The organism is Sporofaciens musculi (assembly GCF_009830285.1).
GTDB classification, from domain to species: domain Bacteria; phylum Bacillota; class Clostridia; order Lachnospirales; family Lachnospiraceae; genus Sporofaciens; species Sporofaciens musculi.
Map to the genome: position 1 here is coordinate 2,020,923 of NZ_WUQX01000001.1, position 17,866 is coordinate 2,038,788.

The 17,866-nt window shown below is 42.2% G+C and carries 24 protein-coding genes; 22 read left to right on the forward strand and 2 right to left on the reverse strand.

From position 1 onward, the window contains the following. Positions 1-127: 127 nt before the first annotated feature. The 11 genes from GN277_RS10095 (at position 128) to GN277_RS10140 (ending at position 6,852) form a co-directional block, all read left to right on the forward strand. A complete protein-coding gene (locus GN277_RS10095; protein WP_159750927.1) occupies positions 128-1,057 on the forward strand; it encodes a helix-turn-helix domain-containing protein in 930 nt (309 codons plus the stop codon). 10 nt (positions 1,058-1,067) lie between these two features. Next, a complete protein-coding gene (locus GN277_RS10100; protein ID WP_244324663.1) occupies positions 1,068-1,499 on the forward strand; it encodes a DUF3788 domain-containing protein in 432 nt (143 codons plus the stop codon). 140 nt (positions 1,500-1,639) lie between these two features. Continuing rightward, positions 1,640-2,389 (forward strand): DUF2087 domain-containing protein, encoded by a 750-nt coding sequence (locus GN277_RS10105; protein ID WP_159750928.1) that lies wholly within the window; start codon positions 1,640-1,642, stop codon positions 2,387-2,389. Between the two features lie 12 nt (positions 2,390-2,401). Continuing rightward, positions 2,402-2,842: a VOC family protein gene (locus GN277_RS10110; RefSeq protein WP_159750929.1), complete on the forward strand. Its 441-nt coding sequence runs from the start codon at positions 2,402-2,404 to the stop codon at positions 2,840-2,842. Positions 2,843-2,887: 45 nt separating this feature from the next. Then, a complete protein-coding gene (locus GN277_RS32390) occupies positions 2,888-3,019 on the forward strand; it encodes a helix-turn-helix domain-containing protein (protein ID WP_159756587.1) in 132 nt (43 codons plus the stop codon). A 156-nt stretch (positions 3,020-3,175) separates the two neighbouring features. Then, on the forward strand, positions 3,176-3,619 hold the full coding sequence (locus GN277_RS10120) for a helix-turn-helix domain-containing protein (protein ID WP_159750930.1): 444 nt from the start codon (positions 3,176-3,178) through the stop codon (positions 3,617-3,619). A gap of 501 nt (positions 3,620-4,120) precedes the next feature. After that, positions 4,121-4,570 (forward strand): sigma-70 family RNA polymerase sigma factor, encoded by a 450-nt coding sequence (locus tag GN277_RS10125; RefSeq protein ID WP_159750931.1) that lies wholly within the window; start codon positions 4,121-4,123, stop codon positions 4,568-4,570. Between the two features lie 207 nt (positions 4,571-4,777). Then, complete coding sequence (locus GN277_RS10130) at positions 4,778-5,050, forward strand: hypothetical protein (protein ID WP_159750932.1); 273 nt, start codon at positions 4,778-4,780, stop codon at positions 5,048-5,050. Positions 5,051-5,251: 201 nt separating this feature from the next. Then, positions 5,252-6,103, forward strand: a complete 852-nt coding sequence (locus tag GN277_RS10135) for a metallophosphoesterase family protein (RefSeq protein ID WP_159750933.1) — start codon at positions 5,252-5,254, stop codon at positions 6,101-6,103. 52 nt (positions 6,104-6,155) lie between these two features. Continuing rightward, entirely contained in the window at positions 6,156-6,302 is a 147-nt protein-coding gene (locus tag GN277_RS29410) for a hypothetical protein (protein ID WP_204162732.1), read from the forward strand. Positions 6,303-6,399: 97 nt separating this feature from the next. After that, positions 6,400-6,852, forward strand: a complete 453-nt coding sequence (locus tag GN277_RS10140) for a recombinase family protein (RefSeq protein WP_159750934.1) — start codon at positions 6,400-6,402, stop codon at positions 6,850-6,852. A 4-nt stretch (positions 6,853-6,856) separates the two neighbouring features. Here GN277_RS10140 and GN277_RS10145 read toward each other — a convergent pair whose 3' ends face one another. Beyond that, a complete protein-coding gene (locus tag GN277_RS10145) occupies positions 6,857-7,750 on the reverse strand; it encodes an IS3 family transposase (protein WP_322101285.1) in 894 nt (297 codons plus the stop codon). 15 nt (positions 7,751-7,765) lie between these two features. Next, positions 7,766-8,008 (reverse strand): transposase, encoded by a 243-nt coding sequence (locus tag GN277_RS30100; protein WP_244324639.1) that lies wholly within the window; start codon positions 8,006-8,008, stop codon positions 7,766-7,768. A 127-nt stretch (positions 8,009-8,135) separates the two neighbouring features. Here GN277_RS30100 and GN277_RS10150 point away from each other — a divergent pair, with 127 nt between their 5' ends. From GN277_RS10150 to GN277_RS10190, 11 genes are all read left to right on the forward strand, one after another. Continuing rightward, positions 8,136-9,287: a recombinase family protein gene (locus GN277_RS10150; protein WP_280178602.1), complete on the forward strand. Its 1,152-nt coding sequence runs from the start codon at positions 8,136-8,138 to the stop codon at positions 9,285-9,287. A gap of 228 nt (positions 9,288-9,515) precedes the next feature. After that, entirely contained in the window at positions 9,516-10,199 is a 684-nt protein-coding gene (locus GN277_RS30105) for an ATP-binding protein (protein ID WP_244324664.1), read from the forward strand. 26 nt (positions 10,200-10,225) lie between these two features. Next, the gene (locus tag GN277_RS30110; protein WP_244324665.1) at positions 10,226-10,492 is read left to right on the forward strand and encodes an ATP-binding protein; all 267 of its coding nucleotides are present in this window, start codon (positions 10,226-10,228) and stop codon (positions 10,490-10,492) included. A 165-nt stretch (positions 10,493-10,657) separates the two neighbouring features. Beyond that, positions 10,658-11,020, forward strand: coding sequence for a hypothetical protein (locus GN277_RS30115; RefSeq protein ID WP_244324666.1), 363 nt, complete (start codon positions 10,658-10,660; stop codon positions 11,018-11,020). A 48-nt stretch (positions 11,021-11,068) separates the two neighbouring features. Continuing rightward, complete coding sequence (locus GN277_RS30120) at positions 11,069-11,398, forward strand: hypothetical protein (RefSeq protein WP_244324667.1); 330 nt, start codon at positions 11,069-11,071, stop codon at positions 11,396-11,398. A 643-nt stretch (positions 11,399-12,041) separates the two neighbouring features. Then, a complete protein-coding gene (gene vanG / locus GN277_RS10165; RefSeq protein WP_159750935.1) occupies positions 12,042-13,118 on the forward strand; it encodes a D-alanine--D-serine ligase VanG in 1,077 nt (358 codons plus the stop codon). A gap of 2 nt (positions 13,119-13,120) precedes the next feature. After that, complete coding sequence (locus GN277_RS10170) at positions 13,121-13,924, forward strand: D-alanyl-D-alanine carboxypeptidase family protein (RefSeq protein ID WP_159750936.1); 804 nt, start codon at positions 13,121-13,123, stop codon at positions 13,922-13,924. Further along, positions 13,921-15,051 carry an acyltransferase family protein gene (locus tag GN277_RS10175; protein WP_159750937.1) on the forward strand — a complete coding sequence of 377 codons (1,131 nt, stop codon included), beginning with the start codon at positions 13,921-13,923 and terminating at the stop codon, positions 15,049-15,051. Before GN277_RS10170 ends, GN277_RS10175 begins: the two co-directional genes overlap by 4 nt. Before the next feature lie 45 nt (positions 15,052-15,096). After that, a complete protein-coding gene (gene vanT / locus GN277_RS10180) occupies positions 15,097-16,227 on the forward strand; it encodes a serine racemase VanT catalytic subunit (protein ID WP_159750938.1) in 1,131 nt (376 codons plus the stop codon). Between the two features lie 250 nt (positions 16,228-16,477). Beyond that, positions 16,478-17,398 carry an exopolyphosphatase gene (locus GN277_RS10185; RefSeq protein WP_159750939.1) on the forward strand — a complete coding sequence of 307 codons (921 nt, stop codon included), beginning with the start codon at positions 16,478-16,480 and terminating at the stop codon, positions 17,396-17,398. Positions 17,399-17,491: 93 nt separating this feature from the next. Beyond that, a complete protein-coding gene (locus GN277_RS10190) occupies positions 17,492-17,851 on the forward strand; it encodes a hypothetical protein (protein ID WP_159750940.1) in 360 nt (119 codons plus the stop codon). The last annotated feature ends 15 nt before the right edge of the window (positions 17,852-17,866 follow it).

Below are 17,866 nucleotides of genomic sequence, written 5' to 3' on the forward strand. Positions count from 1 at the left end.
GACTGTTGACGAAGCGCCTGTTCATTTATTACACGCTGCATTTTCCTAATCAAAAAGCGCATTGCGTGAAAAGCCCGGCAAAAAATAAAATGATATAATTTGAATATCAAATATAGGAGGTGCCGCAATGCACGCATATGAAGCAATCGAACAATCCTTGACTTTTATCGAGGAACACCTGACAAAAGAAATTTCAACGGAAGAACTGGCAAATACTGTCGGCCTGTCTCCCTTTTATTTTCAGCGCTTGTTCAAGCGGCTGGTAAATAAAACGGTTCAGGAATATGTGAAACTCCGCCGTTTGGCAAAGGTTATTGAAAATCTGAAAAGTACCGATCAGAGGATTCTTGACGTTGCCTTGGACTATGGTTTTTCAAGCCATGCGAATTTTACACGGGCTTTCAAGGAAACGTATGGGATTACGCCTGAAAACTACAGGAGGGATTTACCAATGCTCAATACATTCGACAAGCCGGAAGTTTCTATGAATTACGTTTTGGTAGACGAAGGGGTTCCGCTAGTGGTAGGAAATATCGTCTTGGAAATCCATAAAAAGACATTGGAAAAACCGGAAATTTACCTCGGTCTGGAAACGGAAGTTCGCATTTCCGAGCAAATGCCGGTTGGTGAAAGCACAGGTGTAGATGTGCCAGGACAGCTTTGGAAGCGCTACCACATGGAGAAGGCTTCAATCGCAGCCACTCTAAATACTACTGTAGAAATGGGAATGTCCCATGCGAAAGGTACTGCACAAAACCTTTTCACTTATTTTGCAGGCGGACTTGTTCAAAATAATCCGGACCGGCTGCAAGATGGTTTTGTTAAGAGAGAACTCGCGGCAGGAGAATATATCGTTTGCAGAGTCGAAGCAGAAAATTTTGAGGATTTGGTAACGGTTGCTTTAGACCAGGCCAGCAAATATCTTTTTGGTATATGGTTGCCTCATCACAACTTAACCACGGAGCCTTTTTCGGCAGAAAAGTATTATCGTGACTCAGAGGGTATGGCTTGTATGGAAATTTGGGTTAAGCCTCTACCGCTGAAAAATAAAAGCTAAGGAAGAATTTATGATGGATTGGAATTCGCTATATTCAAATGAACAACCTCCATCGTTGGAGCAAGTCACGGAATACATTAACAATCCGTTATGGATAGATTTTAATAACCATATCCAGTCCACCTATCGGACCAGGCCCTGCATGGAGCACAGCCGCTGTTCCATGCAGGCAGGCTGGAATATTAAGTATAAAAAAGGTGGAAAGTCTCTTTGTACGCTCTATCCGATGCAAGGCTATTTTATCGCTCTCGTGGTTGTAGGAAGTCATGAACTTACGGAGGCAGAGTTTCTTATGCCGCAATGTTCCGACTATGTGCAGACAGTATTCAAAAACACGAAAACCGGTAATGGACAGAAATGGTTGATGCTGGATGTAAGGGATAGAGGAATTATGGATGATGTATTTAGCCTCATCAATCTCAGAAAGCGTATACCGTCATAGCAGGAAATGAAAACACAATATTCGACAAGCCCTGATGAAGATAATTAGAGTTTATGTAGTGTTCTATTTCATCCCATCTTTTATCCGTTGACAAATACAGTAAACAAATATATAATATGTTTACTGAAAGGAGAAAAATTATGGACTACGGAAAAATGACAGTTGATGAAATTAAGAATGGGTACAAATATGAAAAAGAGCAGGACGCTTATGTTTGCAATCATTGTGGACAGGTATTTAATGCCGGACAAATATTTCAAATTGATGGAGGTTTTTTTATGGCTGAATCTGCCGTGATAAAACATATCAGACAGATTCATAGTGGTAATTTGACACAGTTATTGCACTCAGAATCAAAGTATAATACTTTAACTCAAAATCAAAGAGACTTACTTGCTATGTTCTATTCAAAAATGTCTGATAAGGATATGGCAAAAAAGCTAAATGTAACAGAAGCCACAATTCGCAGGCAACGCTTTACATTCCGTGAAAAGGCAAAGCAGGCTAAATTCTATTTGGCTATGTATGAGTTAGCATTTGAGGATGAACCAGCAACCGCTGAACAGATTATTCCTATTCATAACAATGCAATTTATGTTGATGATCGCTACCTTATTACAGAGGATGAAAAGCAACACATTATTAAAACCTTTTTTTCCACAACCCATCCTCTTGTTTTAAAATCTTTTTCGTCAAAGGAAAAGAAAAAGGTTGTTATTCTTGGGAAAATAGCAGAGCAATTTGAGTATGGAAAAAAATACAGTGAACAGGAAGTGAATGAAATTCTCAGACCGATTTATGAAGATTATATGACAATTCGACGCTACCTAATTATGTATGGGTTTATGGAGCGTACTAAAGATGGCCGACAATATTGGCTTACAAATTGAAGGGAGAAAAGAATGGAACCGATTATTGACCATATTCAAATTACAGTTAAGAATATGAAAGTTGCAGAGCCGTTTTATGACAAACTTATGCCGATTTTGGGCTTTAATCTGGAGGATAAAATAAGTGCTGTTATCGAAGAACATGATTTATATGTAGTTGAATATTTAAACGAAAGTTTTGATTTCGGTATATGTTCTCCTCGCACAACCTTTAGGGGTGATACTATTCACCGAAGAAAGCCAGGCGCATTTCATCATATGGCTTTTAGAGCAAATTCAAGGAAAGAAGTGGATGAACTCTTTCTGCGTATCAAAGAAATAGGTGCAAATATAGTTTACGCTCCACAAATTTTTGAAGAACATGGGCCTTACTATTATGCAATGTTCTTCAAAGATTTAGAGGGTATCAAATATGAAATTGTGTACAACAAGCCGGAAGGCGAGGTGGTTTAATGTCTGAATGGGTATGGTTGTACTGCCCCATATGTAATAGTGTAGCTGAAAGCCGGGGAGGCTTTATCAAATATCACCTATCAGCTTGGTTTTAGCAGCCAAAGTCACTTTACTAATTTTTTCAAAAAATATATCAGGGTGACTCCGAAACAATATAGAAAATTATATAACGCTTAAAAGGAACTTTCGGCATAGAGCACAGGAACACAACAGGAGTATTAGTTGATGGTAAAAGAATAAATACCCTCGCTGACGGAAAGGAGGTGGCGATATGGGAAATTAGCTGTATTTGATATATCTGAACCGGGCGGTAGAATTGCGGAAAAGCTACTTGTGCTGTTAAACACCCGTCAGCGGCAGGAATTAGTAAATTATCTTCTTGATTCCGAAAAGCAACAGAATAATCTGGCTAACAGCCCATGCGCCATTTCCGAAAATTATAGGGTGCAGACAGCCATTGATGAACCATTTACAGAAATTCAAATGGACGATTTATATTTCTGCCAAGAACAACGACTTGTATGTATTGGCGAGCAGGTAATCAAATTAACGGCTAAGGAATTTGACATCCTTGCTTTGTTAATTACACACCCGAAGCGGGTATTTACTTATGAACTGATTATGGAATTGGTCTGGAATGAGGATTATTCCTACTACTCCCGCAAAGCAGTTAATAACCATGTGAGTAATCTACGGAAGAAACTGAAAACTACACCTGGTTCTCCAGACTACATTAAAAGTGTTATTGGCGTTGGTTACAAATTTGAAGTATTGTGATAAAGACCATGAGGCAATTTTTATTTGTCTTATGGTCTTTATTATAATAAAGAATTCTTTTACAAAATCCGTTGGTAACCGGTATTTTCTAAAAACACACTTTATATAAGCCTTACCAGAACTATGATGTTTCAAGGAAAAATACAGAATTTGCTCCTGTATAATCTCCCCAAAAGGAGGCTGATGAAGGATAAGCCTTCTGCGCTTCCTTTTCGGGGAGGGCTGATAAATGCTGCCAAAGGGGAATGTTCAACAGAAAGGTTATTTTGCATATAGAGCTTTATGCGCCGTAATCCATGTGGTGTGGATTGCGGCGTTTTTAAGTTTGATCGTATTTGAAGAAATACATTATCATACATCTTTCTGCGCGCCTAATCTTTTATGGGCGCGCATTTCATATATAAGCGGCTGTTACAACAAGGGTTATCCGCACTGCCGCTCCCCACCCTCTGATTTCGATTTTGCTTACCAACCTAAAAATCGAAATTGGAGGAATTACCCATGAAAGAAATCAATCTGCGGGATTACTACCCATTTTATACACAGGACGTTATTGTTGAAGTGCCGGACGAGGTGGCTAATCTGCTCCGAGAGTATAAGCTGGCTGAAGCCGCCTATATCCTACGTACATACCGTCATAAGGCATATTTTTCTCTTGACTATGATGCCAATGTGGAGCGTGATGCGCTGGTGATCGTCTTGACACCGGCCGAAATTCTTGAACAAAAGGAGGAAAATGCCCGGCTGTATCAGGCACTTGCTTCCCTGCCGGAGAAACAGCGAAACCGGATCACCTCGCATTTCCTGCTCGGCATGAGCATATCGGAAATTGCAAAAAGCGAGGGTTCTGGCGTCAGCTCTGTGCATGAAGGAATCCAGCGCGGACTCCGGCGTCTGAAAAAAGTTTTAGAAAAAATGGAAACAGCCCCCGAAAATAATGCCCGAAAATGAAATGAATAATAGAGGGACATATTCGGCGGGACAAGCCTGACGGGTGTGGACGGCAGCACACGCTCCGGCCCGCCCAACTGAAATAATGTCATAACTGCCACGCCCCTCGCTTGCTCCTTGACAACCGAATATACGCTGTTACAGGTACTTTATTCTATGTTCCGAGCGGCAGATGGGGCGGCGCGGTGACAGACAGCCAGGGAGGTGATGAATCAGGCTGTCCGAGCGATAAACGCAACTCACGAAAACGGCTGTGGCAGGCTGGACGCGATGACGGCACAGATCATAATGGTACTTCTTCACGGCTCCCTAAGGACTTGGGGAGAGTTCCTGCGGCGTGCGTCTGCTCTGGCAAAGCGGCGGCGTATGCGGGGCTATGATGCGGATAAGCTCTCCGCAGCCTGTAACAGCCCCGCCCTGGTAGATCAGGGCTTGCCGGGGGGCGTGGCAAATACGGCAGCTAATCGAAATCAGATATAATGGGCCGGGTCTGTGGTCTTAGATACTGCAGGTCCGACCTATTCATGTGGTTTTGATGAAGGAATATGGAAATCACGGAAAGGGGGTATCAATACAAAGTATCTCCGACAAAAGACAAAGTAACGCGCTGAAAGTTATCCCATGATATGGTATAATCAGAAAGATAGATTTTTGAAATTAGTACAAGAGGCGGTATGCAGCATGAAAATATTATATGTTACAGATTTGCATGGAGACAAGAACAAATACAGTAAAACGCTGGACATTGCCATTAAGAAAAATATCGGCGTCATTGTGAATGGCGGGGATATGCTTCCTAAACTCGGTGAAAGACATCTGGAGCAGCCTTCGTTTATCAATGGATTTTTAAGGGACTATTTTTCGGAACTTGAAAAGCACGGCATTACATATCTTGCCATGCTGGGGAATGACGATCTTCTGTCAGTGGATGGACTGTTTGATACAGTCTGCGGGGAATTTGGAAATATCCATAATATAGCCGGTAAAAAGGTCCGTATCGGTGAATATGAGTTTATTGGAATGAACTATATTTTAGACCATCCTTTCGGGTGCAAGGACAGGGTTGTCACAGAAACGCATTATATTCCGCAGAGGCAGCTAAGCCCTGTCGCGGGTATTTCCAATGAATACGGCTATGACAGGATATATAACTGGTTGGAGTATTCAAGGACAGAACTTCCACTTATGTGCGATATTCTGAAAGATTTGCCGGAACCGGAAAATCCCAGGCAGACAGTCTATGTGATGCACATGCCTCCTGCCGGATTGAGGCTGGGGCAGCTTTTGTATCAGGATTTGGATATAGGCTCTGTGGATATTTATGATTTCCTGAAAGAGAAACAGCCGCTGCTCTCCTTACACGGGCATATCCACGAAAGCCCTGATACGGAAAAAGGGAAATGGATAAACCAGATACTTGACACGGCCTGTATTCAGACGGGCCAGACAGAACTTAACGACAACAATATGGTCTATGCGGAGCTTGACCTGCAGGGCAGGGAGTATTCGCGGAAAGTTATAAATGTAAAATGACAGGAAAGCGCCAGCGATGGTGCTTTTTTGTTACCCGGAAATGAGGTGGAACATGGAGAACCAAAAACAGTCAGACACGATCCAGATAGGGAATACGACATTTTATGTAACCGCAACTTTTTCTGGAACGGTCCAGTTGCAGCATTTGATAAAAAGACTGATACAAAAGGAAATTGAGCAGGAAAACAGTGCCGGTTAGCCGAAAAAACAACGCAGCAAATGGCTGAAAAAAGTTTGGAAACATGGTATAATCATAGAGTACAGAGTAGTTTGTTTGCTGTTGGAAAGGAGCAGAAATGTTAAAACAGCAGACAAAACTTCCAGTTAGATTATATGCACGTTTATCCAAAGATGACGGGGATGCTGATAAGGAAAGCAACAGCATTACCAACCAGTTGCAGATGTTAAGGTATCATGCAAAGGAAAAAGGATTTGAAGTGATCGGCGAATATGTGGACGATGGCATTTCTGGAACTACCTTTGACAGACCAGACCTGAACCGTATGATTAAGGATGCTATGGAAGATACAAGGCCAACCGGTATCATGGTCAAGGATATGTCGCGTTTCGGGCGAAACAATGCCATGTTCATGTACTATGTGGAAGAAATCTTCCCAAACAATGACATTTTGTTTATTGCCCTGAATGACGATGTTGACACAAGGTTTGATGAAAATGAAATGATGCCGTTCAAATCCATTATGAATGAGTATTGGATCTATGTCAATACTTTAGACAAAAAAAGTTGAAAGATTATGCTGCTTTTTTGAGTTCCTCATCCTCCTTTTGCTGTGGTGTCAGATAACCGATAGAGCTATGGATCCGTTTACGGTTATACCAGCCCTCTATGTATTTAAAGATTGCTCTGCGAGCTTCCCTTAAATCCTGGTAAGTATGAAGATAGATTTCTTCCTTTTTCAGTACGGAATGGAAAGATTCCATACAGGCATTATCGTATGGATTTCCCTTACGACTAAATGAATGCAGGATTCCTTTACTGCCCAGGCAGTCTTCAAATGCCTGGCTCGTATACTGACTTCCAAGATCACTATGAAGGATGATCCCCTCGGTATCCCTGACATTCAGGCATGCGTTTTCTACCGCTTTAACCGCCAGTTCCGCCGTCATAGATGTGCCATAGGCATACCCTATAATCTTTCGGCTGCACAGATCCATGACAGAAGCCAGATAGGTCCATCCTTCTTTCTGTACATGGATGTAAGTGATATCCGTACACCATTTCTGGTTGATGGTCTCCGTCCCAAAATCACGCCTCAGGATATTTTTCTTATCCTCCGGGATGCTGCCATGGTTGGCATGATGATTGTACTTCTTTACTACGATAGAGCGCAGTCCCTGCTCTGCCATATGCCTCTGCACCCTCTTGACGCTGCAAGGTGTACCATTATCATTCAGCACACGGCATATTTTGACAGCCCCATACCTTTGTTTTGAGTCATCATATGCCTGTTTCACTTTCCTGCCGAATTCCGCATATGCCTTCTGCTTATTTGAGGGTACACAAACCAGAGCCTTGTAATAGGTACTCCTTGGGAATTTCAGAGCGCTGCAAAGCTGAGATACACAGTAGCGGGTTAAGTTGTTCTGGATAAAGGAAACAATCTCGGCTATTGTTCTTTCGCGAATATGGCGGTCGCTTTTTTAATATTTCATTCTCAATCTTAAGGCGTTGGATTTCTTTCTGGAGAGCCTTATACTCCTTAAGGGTGACCGTCTCCTCCCCGGATACTTTGATGGGGAGAGCTGTTTTACCCAGTTGCTGAGTGTGCTTCGATTTACGCCATATTCACGCTCCAGTTGCGGATACGAGGTTCCTCCGGCATTATACAGATCCACGATCTGCTGCTTGAATTCCGGAGTGTAAGATTTCTGGTTTTTCGCCATGTAAAACATCTCCTTTGCTTTTTCACTTGATAGTATAGGTTGTTCAACTTTTCCTGTCCACACTTATATACTAACACCATATTATGCCCGTGACACATCAAAGAAAATCCGCAGCGTCAAGAAAACAATGGCTTTGAATGGCGGGTTTTGCGGTTCCTTTGCCCCATATGGTTATATGGTCGATCCAAAGAACAAACGCCAATTACTGGTTGACCCGGAAACAGCGCCTACCGTCAAGCGTATTTTTGAATTATCGAAGCAAGGCAACAGCGTACATCAGATTGCAAGGGCTCTATGCGAGGATGGAATTTTAATCCCGCGGGCATACCGGGCAATGAAGAACGGCACACTGGACACAAGCACCGGATTCAAGTTTCCGACAGACTGGGTAGGGAAAAATGTAAAAATGATTTTGGAGAATCAAGTGTACCTGGGCCACATGGTGTCCCATAAAACACAGACAAAATCATTTAAGAACAAAAAGCTGGTATCGGTTCCTAAAGAGGAATGGATCATAGTCCGAAATACCCATGAGGCTATCGTGGACGAGGAAACCTTTGAGCTGGTACAGAAATTTATCAGCGTGAAGAAACGCCCCAACAAGACAGGACGCCCTAACATGTTTGTAGGACTTGTGAAATGCCCGGATTGCGGCCGCAATATGGCGTTCTCAAATCCAAATGGAAGGGAGCCGCGATTCCGCTGCAGGACCTATGCGAGAAACAGCAATCTTTGTACGACGCACGCAATTTCGTATGACGCATTACAGCAGATTGTTATGGGCGATATTCAGAAACACATTAAGAGCATGGAAGCCCTGGGCGATCAGTTCATTGAAGAAATGCACGAATTGAGCGAAAAGGGCGGTGGCCAGAAAATCAAGCAATTCAGGCAGGACTTGGAAATAGCTGAAAAACGGATTGCGGAAATTGACAGTGTAATTATGAAGCTATTTGAGCAGAATGCTTTGGGGAAGATTTCAGACGAACGTTTCGAGAAAATGTCATCGGCTTATGAGAACGAGCAGAAAGAGCTCACCCAAAAGAGGGATGATTTGAAAGCAAGGATCATAGCCGAGGAAAAGAAAACCCAGAGCACCAATCAATTTTTGGAAACCATACGCAAGTATGAAACTGTAACAGAGCTGAACCGTTCTATGCTGGTAGAACTGATTGATAGCATTTATGTGTATCAGGCAGAGGGAACCGGCAAAGATCGCAAGCAAAAAGTAGAAATTAACTATCGCTTTCTTGCGGGGTCTCAATGTGGTATTGCCTGATGGAAACGTAACATTGAGACACCAACAGAAAGCAGCGTAACAGCGGCAAACTATATATTAAAGGACATTTCATCTTTTATTTAGGTGGATGTCTTTTTTATATAAAAAACAATAATACAAACTTCCCGTAAAAAAATTACGGGAATCTATTGTGAAAGGTTGCAAAAATGGTTATACTGTAATCATAGATTTGTGTGCAAATAATCTTTAGGAAAGGATGGCAGGAAAATGTTAAAGAAATTTACATTGAAAAATTTTAAAAATTTTAAAAATGAAATAGCTATAGATTTTGCAAATACTGCGGGGTATCAATTTAGTACAGATTGTATCACTGATGGAATGATCAGCAAAATGTTGATTTATGGTAGAAATGCGACAGGAAAAACAAATTTGGGAAAGGCGTTAATTGATATATGTACAACAATGTTTGGTGGGCGGCGTTATATTGATACAGGAGTATTTCTCAATGCAGATTCAATAGACGAGACGGCGGTTTTTTCATATGAATTTAGGTTTGAAAATAGTGAATTAATATATCGCTATGCTAGATTTTCTAATCAAGAACTTAGGAATGAAGAATTGCACATTGACAAAAAAACTATTTTTAGCTGTGATTTTGAAAATAATAAATTTAATTTTGAGAATCTTAACTATATAAATGCAGAAACAGCTAGTAAAGATAGATATTTGCAATCAGTAGATATTGGTGATGAAGAAGAACTTCAAGAGCCTAAGCTACCATTTTTGAGATGGTTGATAAGTAATGTTGCATTGAGTAATGATTCTATTTTAATTAAATTAGCTAATTATGTCAGAAGAATGCTTATAATTACAAGCGAAGATGCAAGGTTAAGTCTTCCAAGGAGAATAAATGATATTTTTATGAGTTGCTGGAGGATTCAAATAGACTAAAAGATTTAGAAGATTTTCTTAATGAAATGGGTATAGAATGTAAATTGATCTTACAAAGATTACCAGATGGTCAGAGAGAATTATATTTTGGACATGAGAAATTAGTACCTTTTTATGAAACTGCATCCAGTGGAACTTTAGCATTAGTTGATCTATATAGGCGATTGATTCCTAAAAATTGGGATCCATCTTTTATATATTTAGATGAATTTGACGCATTTTATCATTATGAAATGTCAGAGAAAGTCATAAACTTTTTAAGAGAAGATATCCTAAATGTCAGATTGTTATGACTTCTCATAATACGAATCTGATGACAAATCGTTTGATGCGGCCAGATTGTTTGTTTATTTTATCAAGAGCAGGTACATTGACTGCACTTAGTAATGCGACGAAAAGAGAACTGCGAGAAGGACACAATCTTGAAAAGATGTACATCAGTGGGGAGTTTGATAAATATGAATAATTATCGGGGCAGGGTAAGAAAGCGAAGCCAGAACCTTTTGATCGTAGAGGGGCATCATGAAAAAAATAAGTTATTTTGGTTGATTTTTAAATGTTTTCCTGAAATCAATATCAACATGGATGAAATTTGGATTTATGGAACAAATATCTATCAGTTATATAACGATATAGTGAAAGAGTATGGTGAGGAGTGGGCAGAGGAAAATATGGATATTGATTTGCCCTTTGTTATTAGTAAGAAACAATACCCAGATAAACTTCAGTATAAAGAAGATTTCACAAATATAGTTTTAGTATTTGATTATGAGCGACATGATACAAATTTCTCGGAAGAAAAGATTTTAAAAATGCAATGATGTTTTGTTGATGCTGCTGACATGGGAAAGCTGTATATTAATTATCCTATGATTGAATCATACCTGCATTTATGTCAATTGCCAGATGATGATTTTGCTGAACGGAAGATTCCAGTATCATTGCAGCCAGGAAAGGAATATAAAGCATTAGTAGAACAAGAAACTATATTGGGTTCAAAGGTTGATTTTCCACATCGAATAGATGACTTGCTTGAAAAGCGATTTGAAGTAAGTGATATAGAAAAAAGGAAAAAGTGCTGTGGTGAAATTTTAGAAATATCTTCAGTAAACAGCATGGAATATGTTATTGATAATGCTTTACAAGAAGTGGTTGCAGAGCATATTTTACCGACAGCAAAATATCAGTTGGTAGATTAGGTTGCAAAACAGGAATATGTTCATATGAATCTAACGTATTGGGAGTATATAAGAGGTATATTTAAGCAGGTTATATATCAGAATATTTCTAAAGCTAATAGAATTCAATACGGACAATATCAGATCCCGAAGCACAAATATAAAGAATATTTTGAAAGACTGGATTTAACTGAAATATTAAAAGTGCAGAATTTAGCAAGTAAAGATAATATAACGGGATTTATTTGGGTGTTAAATACTTGTATTTATTTTATCGCAGAATATAATTTCAGGTTAGTAATGAATTGATTTCCGTATTAGCAGAATTTCATACAAGATATGAGGACGTACATCTTTATCAAGATGGAATTGGTGGAGTAGCTTTTTTTGTTTGAGCCCCCAATGAATAGAATATCGGTAAAACCGCTGAAAACGTTCCTGTTCATTTAAGGCATTTACTTGACACACTCGTGATTTGTCAAAACATTATGCAGGGCAAAAAAGATTGGATTGTAACTCCGGCCAAAGAGCGTGTTACGAAAAGTGTAAATAAATTCTTAATAACTATTCATGATATCTTAGGAAAAAAACAACGGAATAGCAAAGTAAAGAGACTTATTTTACTGTAAGATTAAGATAACATCCAATAAGGAGGAAATGTAAAATGAGTGATTCTAAAGCGGCAAAAAGGGACGAAAACATAGCCGTATTCTTCGGCGGCTGTTCCACGGAGTATGAAGTGTCTCTGCAGTCAGCCTGTTCCGTGATTCAAAATATTAATCCAGAAAAATACAGTGTCATCCTGATTGGCATTGACCGCAATACAGGAAAATGGTTCTGGTATCAGGGCAGTATCGAGGATATTGCATTAGACCGCTGGCAGACCAAAGAAAATTGCAGGCCAGTATTCCCCTCTCTTGACAGAACCGTCCATGGTATCTGTTATGCAGAGGGAACAGAAATCAAGACCATTTCTCTTTCAGGGGCCTTGCCAATCCTGCATGGAAAGAATGGGGAGGATGGAACCCTTCAAGGGCTGCTGGAATTGATGGGAGTGCCTGTGATTGGATGCGGTCTGTTGTCCTCAGCGTTATGCATGGATAAGGATTTGGCTCACCAGATTGTACGGATGGGGGGAATAAAGGCGGCGCGTTCGGTGGTGCTTGAGGATTCCTGTCAAATAGAAGAAAAGGAAGACATCTGGGAAAAGGCGCGAGAGATTAGGTATCCCTTATTCGTGAAGCCAGTCCGCTCTGGTTCTTCCTTTGGAATCACAAAGGTGCAGAGTAAGGAACAATTAATTCCTGCGATTTGGGAGGCGTTTCAGCATGATTCTACAGTGATTCTCGAAGAAATGATTGAGGGGTTTGAGGTGGGCTGCGCGGTGCTTGGAACGAGTGAGCCAGTCATTGGAGAGGTGGATGAGATTGAGTTATCTGACGGGTTTTTCGATTTCACGGAGAAATATACGCTGAAAACCTCCAGTATCCATGTGCCGGCGCGGATTACGGCCGAAAAGGCAGAAGAAATTAAGGAGACAGCGCTTCAAATCTACCGGCTGCTTCGGTGCAGCGGATTCGCAAGAGTAGACATGTTTCTCACGCCTGAGGGAGAAATCTATTTTAATGAGGTGAACACAATTCCAGGCTTTACCTCCCATAGCCGATATCCCAATATGCTAAAAGAGGCCGGCTTGTCCTTTGCTGAGGTGATAGAGCGTCTGCTTGGACAGGGGGTATGAGGATGGAAAAGATTACATTTACGAAGGAACATACCTATAGTGGAAGCCTGATTCTGGTAACGCCAGAGTTTTCGTTGGGCAGGATAAGGGATAGGCTAAGTTTGCAGTCGATTTTTCCTAATCCGGAAATGAAAGCGCCGTTTCTGCCCAGAGTGTCCAGCCAGCCGGATATTTTGCTAGAGAAGCAGGCGGCCGAAGCGTTACAGGGATTGCTGGCAGACATTGGATGTAAGGATGAGATTGTTGCAGTCAGCGGCTATCGGACCCAGGGTGAGCAGGAGAAAATATGGGAGGAGTCCATGGCTCAGAACGGGGAAATATTTACCCGAAAGTTCGTAGCAGTACCAGGACACAGCGAGCATCAAAGTGGATATGCGATTGACCTGGCAGAGAATTCTCCCAAGATTGATTTTATCTGTCCCCGATTCCCATATAGGGGAATCTTTCAGAGATTTCGGGAGAGGATGGCAGATTTCGGATTTGTAGAGCGATACGCGGCCTTAAAGGAAGGGATCACGGGAATCGGGGCAGAGCCATGGCATTTCCGTTATGTGGGATACCCCCATTCTGTGATTATGACTCATGAAGGAATGGCTTTGGAGGAGTATATAGGGTTCTTAAAAAATGACACCGGATGGGGACGTCCGTATATTTTCAGAGAAGCCGGAAATTGGGTTGAGATTACTTACCTTTCTTTGGAAAATAACAGAACCATGATTCTTGATGTGCCGGAAGGGGCAGGCTGCCAGGCTTCGGGAACTAATGAAGGGGGCGTTGTGTTGAGCCTTTGGAGGGAAACTGCATGAGAAACGGAAATCGTGAAGCATGTATGAGCAGCGAAAGGAAAATGTGTTCGGTACGGTCCGCCGGAATAGACTATTTTCGGATGGCAGCCGCATTTATGGTGATCGCAATCCATATCGCACCCTTTTCCTATTGGAATAGAGACTTAGATTTTTTGCTGACCTATTGTCTTTTTAGGGTAGCGGTTCCATTTTTCTTTATGACAACAGGGTATTTTGTCCTTGCTCCTTATGTGAAAAGCGGATTTCGCAGGAAACGTTCCTTCTATAAATTTATGGTGAAGAATACAGCGTTGTATCTGGCGGTCACAGCGTTGTATCTGCCGCTTACTATTTACTCAGGAAATCTGCCCCAAGGCTTCTTTGGATGGATGAAAGGCCTTTTGTTTGACGGAACCTTTTACCATCTGTGGTATTTTCCGGCGGTTTTGGTTGGATGTCTGCTGGTGGCGGCGCTGCTTGGCCCAGGGAGGAGAGGCTTACGCTTTGGTGATTTAACTGGAAAATGTGAGGGGAATCGAAATTTTAGGATTACCCTTGGGACGGCGGTGGTTATCACAGTGATTGCGTACATAATTGGACTGTTCGGTGACAGTTACTATGGGGCAATCCAGGGAATCGGGTGGATGGAGGCGGCGTATCAAGGCATCTTTCAGATTAGCAGTTACACACGAAACGGAATATTCTTCGCGCCAGTCTTCCTCTTGCTTGGAACAGGGATTGCCTGTATAGAGCGGATGTGTCCAAAAAGGGTCTGTGTGTGTGGACTGGCACTGTCGGCGCTGCTTCTTGTGGGAGAGGGCTTCCTTACTTACAGCCTGAAATGGCAGAGGCATAACAGTATGTATTTTTCTCTCCTTCCGACTATGTTTTTTCTGTTTCAGTTATTGCTGATGGTTCCAGGGAAAGCGCCGGCATTTACACGAAAAGGGTCGTTGGTTCTCTATGTGCTTCATCCGGCGGTGATTGTGGTGCTTCGCGGGCTTGCGAAAGGGTTAGGGCTTACAAAAGTGCTGGTTGACAATACTTTTGTACAGTATGTCTCGGTTTGCGGGGTGTCATTGCTTGGGGCGTTTTTATTTGTCCGGTTAAAAGACGGTGTGAAGATATACCCAAAGGGCATGCCGTAATCCAGCTTACGGACGTTATGTAATAAGGTTATGAGGAGGTTTGGAATGGGAAGCAATCATGATAAATATCAAAAAGGGAGGGCCTGGATTGAACTGAATATGGACAATCTGACCCATAATGTGAAGCAGCTTCAGAAGCTTCTTCCAAAGGGCTGTGCGTTAATGCCGGCAGTCAAGGCAAATGCCTATGGCCACGGCGCTGTGCGTATTGGGCTTAAACTGGCGGAGATGGGAATCAAGGATTACTGCGTGGCTTCTGCAAGTGAGGCGATAGAGCTTCGCAGGGCAGGGATTACAGGGCAGATTTTGATTCTGGGATATACGTCCCCTTGTCAGTTTCAGGACTTGGTAAACTATCAGTTGACACAGACGGTAGTGGACTTGGCTTATGCCAGGGCGCTGAATGATTATGGTCATCCCTTATGGGTTCATGTGGGTATTGATACAGGGATGCATCGTCTTGGAGAGCGAAGCGAGGATGTGGAAAATATCTGTGAAATCTGGAGGCTTGAGCATTTAAAGATTACAGGAGTGTACTCCCACCTAAGTGCGTCGGATGGGAATTCTGAGGCAGAGATTACATTTACCAGGAAACAGATTACAGAATTTCAGGAAGTAGTAAAGGCTCTTAACCAGAGAGGGATTGTTGGTTTTAAGACCCATTTACAGGGGAGTTATGGGGTGCTGAATTATCCAGAGCTTGAATTTGACTATGCGCGGGTGGGGATTGCCCTTTATGGGACCCTTAGTATGTCGTCAGATCGGATTAAGGCTGATGCAGAGCTAAGGCCGGTGCTGTCTCTGAAAGCGCGGATTACATGTGTGAAGGCATTGCATGAAAATGAGGCGGCTGGTTACGGCCTTGCCTTTCGGGCGGACAGGGAGATGCGCATTGCGGCGGCTTCCATTGGCTATGCGGACGGAATTCCCAGGGAATTGTCTAATAAAGGGTATGCTTTGGTAAATGGATACAGGGCGGCTGTGGTTGGACGGGTCTGTATGGACCAACTGCTTCTGGATGTGTCGGATGTTCCGAAGGTATCTGCCGGAGATGAGGCGGTGTTTATCGGGAAAAGCGGGGAACAGGAGATACTGGCCTGCGAGGCGGCAGAACGTGCGGGAACGATTTCTAATGAGATTTTAAGCAGATTGGGAAGTCGAGTGGAGAGGGTATAGGCAAGTTGGAACTCGTAAATTATGCAAGAAATCTTGTATAGAAAGTGACTGTCTGTTTTCCTGCGTTATAATTGAGAATACTTTCCTGCTCATCCTTTTAGAATATCTGGAAAATAAGAACCTAGTTCAGTAATATCTGTAAATTATATTTGCCTGAATACACCGAATATGCTATACTAACCACAAAGAGAGCTGACATAATACATTATTGTCCGTAGAGCATAATATATTATAAGTAGGAGGAAGATTCATGAGACTAGTTACACGTTCAGATTTTGATGGTTTGGCATGCGGGGCATTGCTTCTGGAGGCAGGCATCATAGACAGTTGGAAGTTTGCACATCCAAAGGATATACAGGACGGTCTGCTTGAGATTGATGAGAATGACTGTCTTGCCAATGTGCCTTTTGTGGATGGCTGCGGATTATGGTTTGACCATCATTCCAGCGAGCATGAGAGAATGGAGCTTGAGGGGCGGTATAATGGGGAGAGCCGCATCAGCCCGTCATGTGCAAGAATTATATATGAGTATTACGGAGGAAAAAAGACGTTTCCTCAGTTTGATGACTTGATGGAAGCGGTTGATAAGGTAGATTCGGGTAATCTGTCCGTGAAAGAGATTATGAATCCATCAGGATGGATTCTGATTGGTTTTCTGATGGACCCGCGGACAGGCTTGGGAAGATGGAGACAGTTCTCTATTTCCAATTATCAGTTGATGGAGAAGCTGATGGATGCCTGCCGTACCTTAAGAACCGAGGAGATACTTGCCCTGCCGGATGTTCAGGAGAGAATTGAGACGTACATTGAGCAGACGGTGAAGTTTAGGAAGATGATCACAGAGCATACTGTGGTGGATGGAAATGTCATTGTCACGGACTTAAGAGGTGTGGAGCCCATTTATACAGGCAATCGTTTTATGATTTACAGCATGTATCCGCAGCAGAACCTTTCTGTATGGATTGTCAGCGGACGGGGAGGACGGGGTTGTTCTGCAGCGGTAGGCTACAGTATTTTAAATAAGACTGCAAGTATTGACGTGGGAAGCCTGATGCTGAAATACCATGGCGGAGGCCATCGGAAGGTGGGAACCTGCCAGTTTACGGCGGAGAACATGGAGGAAGAACTTCCCAACATGCTTACAGAGCTTAGTGAAATGGCGAACAAATAAAATATACCAATATTTACATTAACATTTCCCCCTGTATCCTGTGATAGAATAGTTATGTATCTATAGAATTAGGAACAGGAGGAGGAAGACACAATGTTTCAAGAGGCGAAAAGAGATGCAGACGTGGAGAAGGTCTGCAGGGTATTTGGCGACTACATAAAAGCCAGCCCCTATCTTGAATGGCTTTGGTCGGACAAGCTGGGATATGTCCTGATGCAGATTAACCTTGAGCGTCAGGAGATCATGGAGAGTCATGTGATTACGGATGCCGGAAAGCTCTGCTGGATTCTGTTTAACGAGATTGCAGATGATGTTCTTGAGAGGACCCAGAATGACCATGCCACATATGAAGCGGATGCGGATGAGCGTGCCAGGATTAAGAAGCGTCTAAAGCCTTACACAGATCAGTTGCCGGAGTATAATGGTCTGTGTGAGAAGCTATGGGAGAAGTAGTCGTTTTTCGGGTGT

Bases quoted from the DNA above. Each gene is read 5' to 3' on its own strand.
- GN277_RS10105 (WP_159750928.1), top strand. From the start codon at position 1,640: ATGGACTACGGAAAAATGACAGTTGATGAAATTAAGAATGGGTACAAA.
- GN277_RS29410 (WP_204162732.1), top strand. From the start codon at position 6,156: ATGGAGAACCAAAAACAGTCAGACACGATCCAGATAGGGAATACGACA.
- GN277_RS10110 (WP_159750929.1), top strand. From the start codon at position 2,402: ATGGAACCGATTATTGACCATATTCAAATTACAGTTAAGAATATGAAA.
- GN277_RS10170 (WP_159750936.1), top strand. From the start codon at position 13,121: ATGGAAAAGATTACATTTACGAAGGAACATACCTATAGTGGAAGCCTG.
- GN277_RS10100 (WP_244324663.1), top strand. From the start codon at position 1,068: ATGATGGATTGGAATTCGCTATATTCAAATGAACAACCTCCATCGTTG.
- GN277_RS10140 (WP_159750934.1), top strand. From the start codon at position 6,400: ATGTTAAAACAGCAGACAAAACTTCCAGTTAGATTATATGCACGTTTA.
- GN277_RS30100 (WP_244324639.1), bottom strand. From the start codon at position 8,008: ATGGCGAAAAACCAGAAATCTTACACTCCGGAATTCAAGCAGCAGATC.
- vanG (WP_159750935.1), top strand. From the start codon at position 12,042: ATGAGTGATTCTAAAGCGGCAAAAAGGGACGAAAACATAGCCGTATTC.
- GN277_RS10135 (WP_159750933.1), top strand. From the start codon at position 5,252: ATGAAAATATTATATGTTACAGATTTGCATGGAGACAAGAACAAATAC.
- GN277_RS10190 (WP_159750940.1), top strand. From the start codon at position 17,492: ATGTTTCAAGAGGCGAAAAGAGATGCAGACGTGGAGAAGGTCTGCAGG.
- GN277_RS30105 (WP_244324664.1), top strand. From the start codon at position 9,516: ATGTTAAAGAAATTTACATTGAAAAATTTTAAAAATTTTAAAAATGAA.
- GN277_RS30120 (WP_244324667.1), top strand. From the start codon at position 11,069: ATGATTGAATCATACCTGCATTTATGTCAATTGCCAGATGATGATTTT.
- GN277_RS10130 (WP_159750932.1), top strand. From the start codon at position 4,778: ATGAATCAGGCTGTCCGAGCGATAAACGCAACTCACGAAAACGGCTGT.
- GN277_RS10125 (WP_159750931.1), top strand. From the start codon at position 4,121: ATGAAAGAAATCAATCTGCGGGATTACTACCCATTTTATACACAGGAC.
- GN277_RS10185 (WP_159750939.1), top strand. From the start codon at position 16,478: ATGAGACTAGTTACACGTTCAGATTTTGATGGTTTGGCATGCGGGGCA.
- GN277_RS10150 (WP_280178602.1), top strand. From the start codon at position 8,136: ATGGCTTTGAATGGCGGGTTTTGCGGTTCCTTTGCCCCATATGGTTAT.
- GN277_RS10095 (WP_159750927.1), top strand. From the start codon at position 128: ATGCACGCATATGAAGCAATCGAACAATCCTTGACTTTTATCGAGGAA.
- GN277_RS30115 (WP_244324666.1), top strand. From the start codon at position 10,658: ATGAATAATTATCGGGGCAGGGTAAGAAAGCGAAGCCAGAACCTTTTG.
- GN277_RS30110 (WP_244324665.1), top strand. From the start codon at position 10,226: ATGGGTATAGAATGTAAATTGATCTTACAAAGATTACCAGATGGTCAG.
- vanT (WP_159750938.1), top strand. From the start codon at position 15,097: ATGGGAAGCAATCATGATAAATATCAAAAAGGGAGGGCCTGGATTGAA.
- GN277_RS10175 (WP_159750937.1), top strand. From the start codon at position 13,921: ATGAGAAACGGAAATCGTGAAGCATGTATGAGCAGCGAAAGGAAAATG.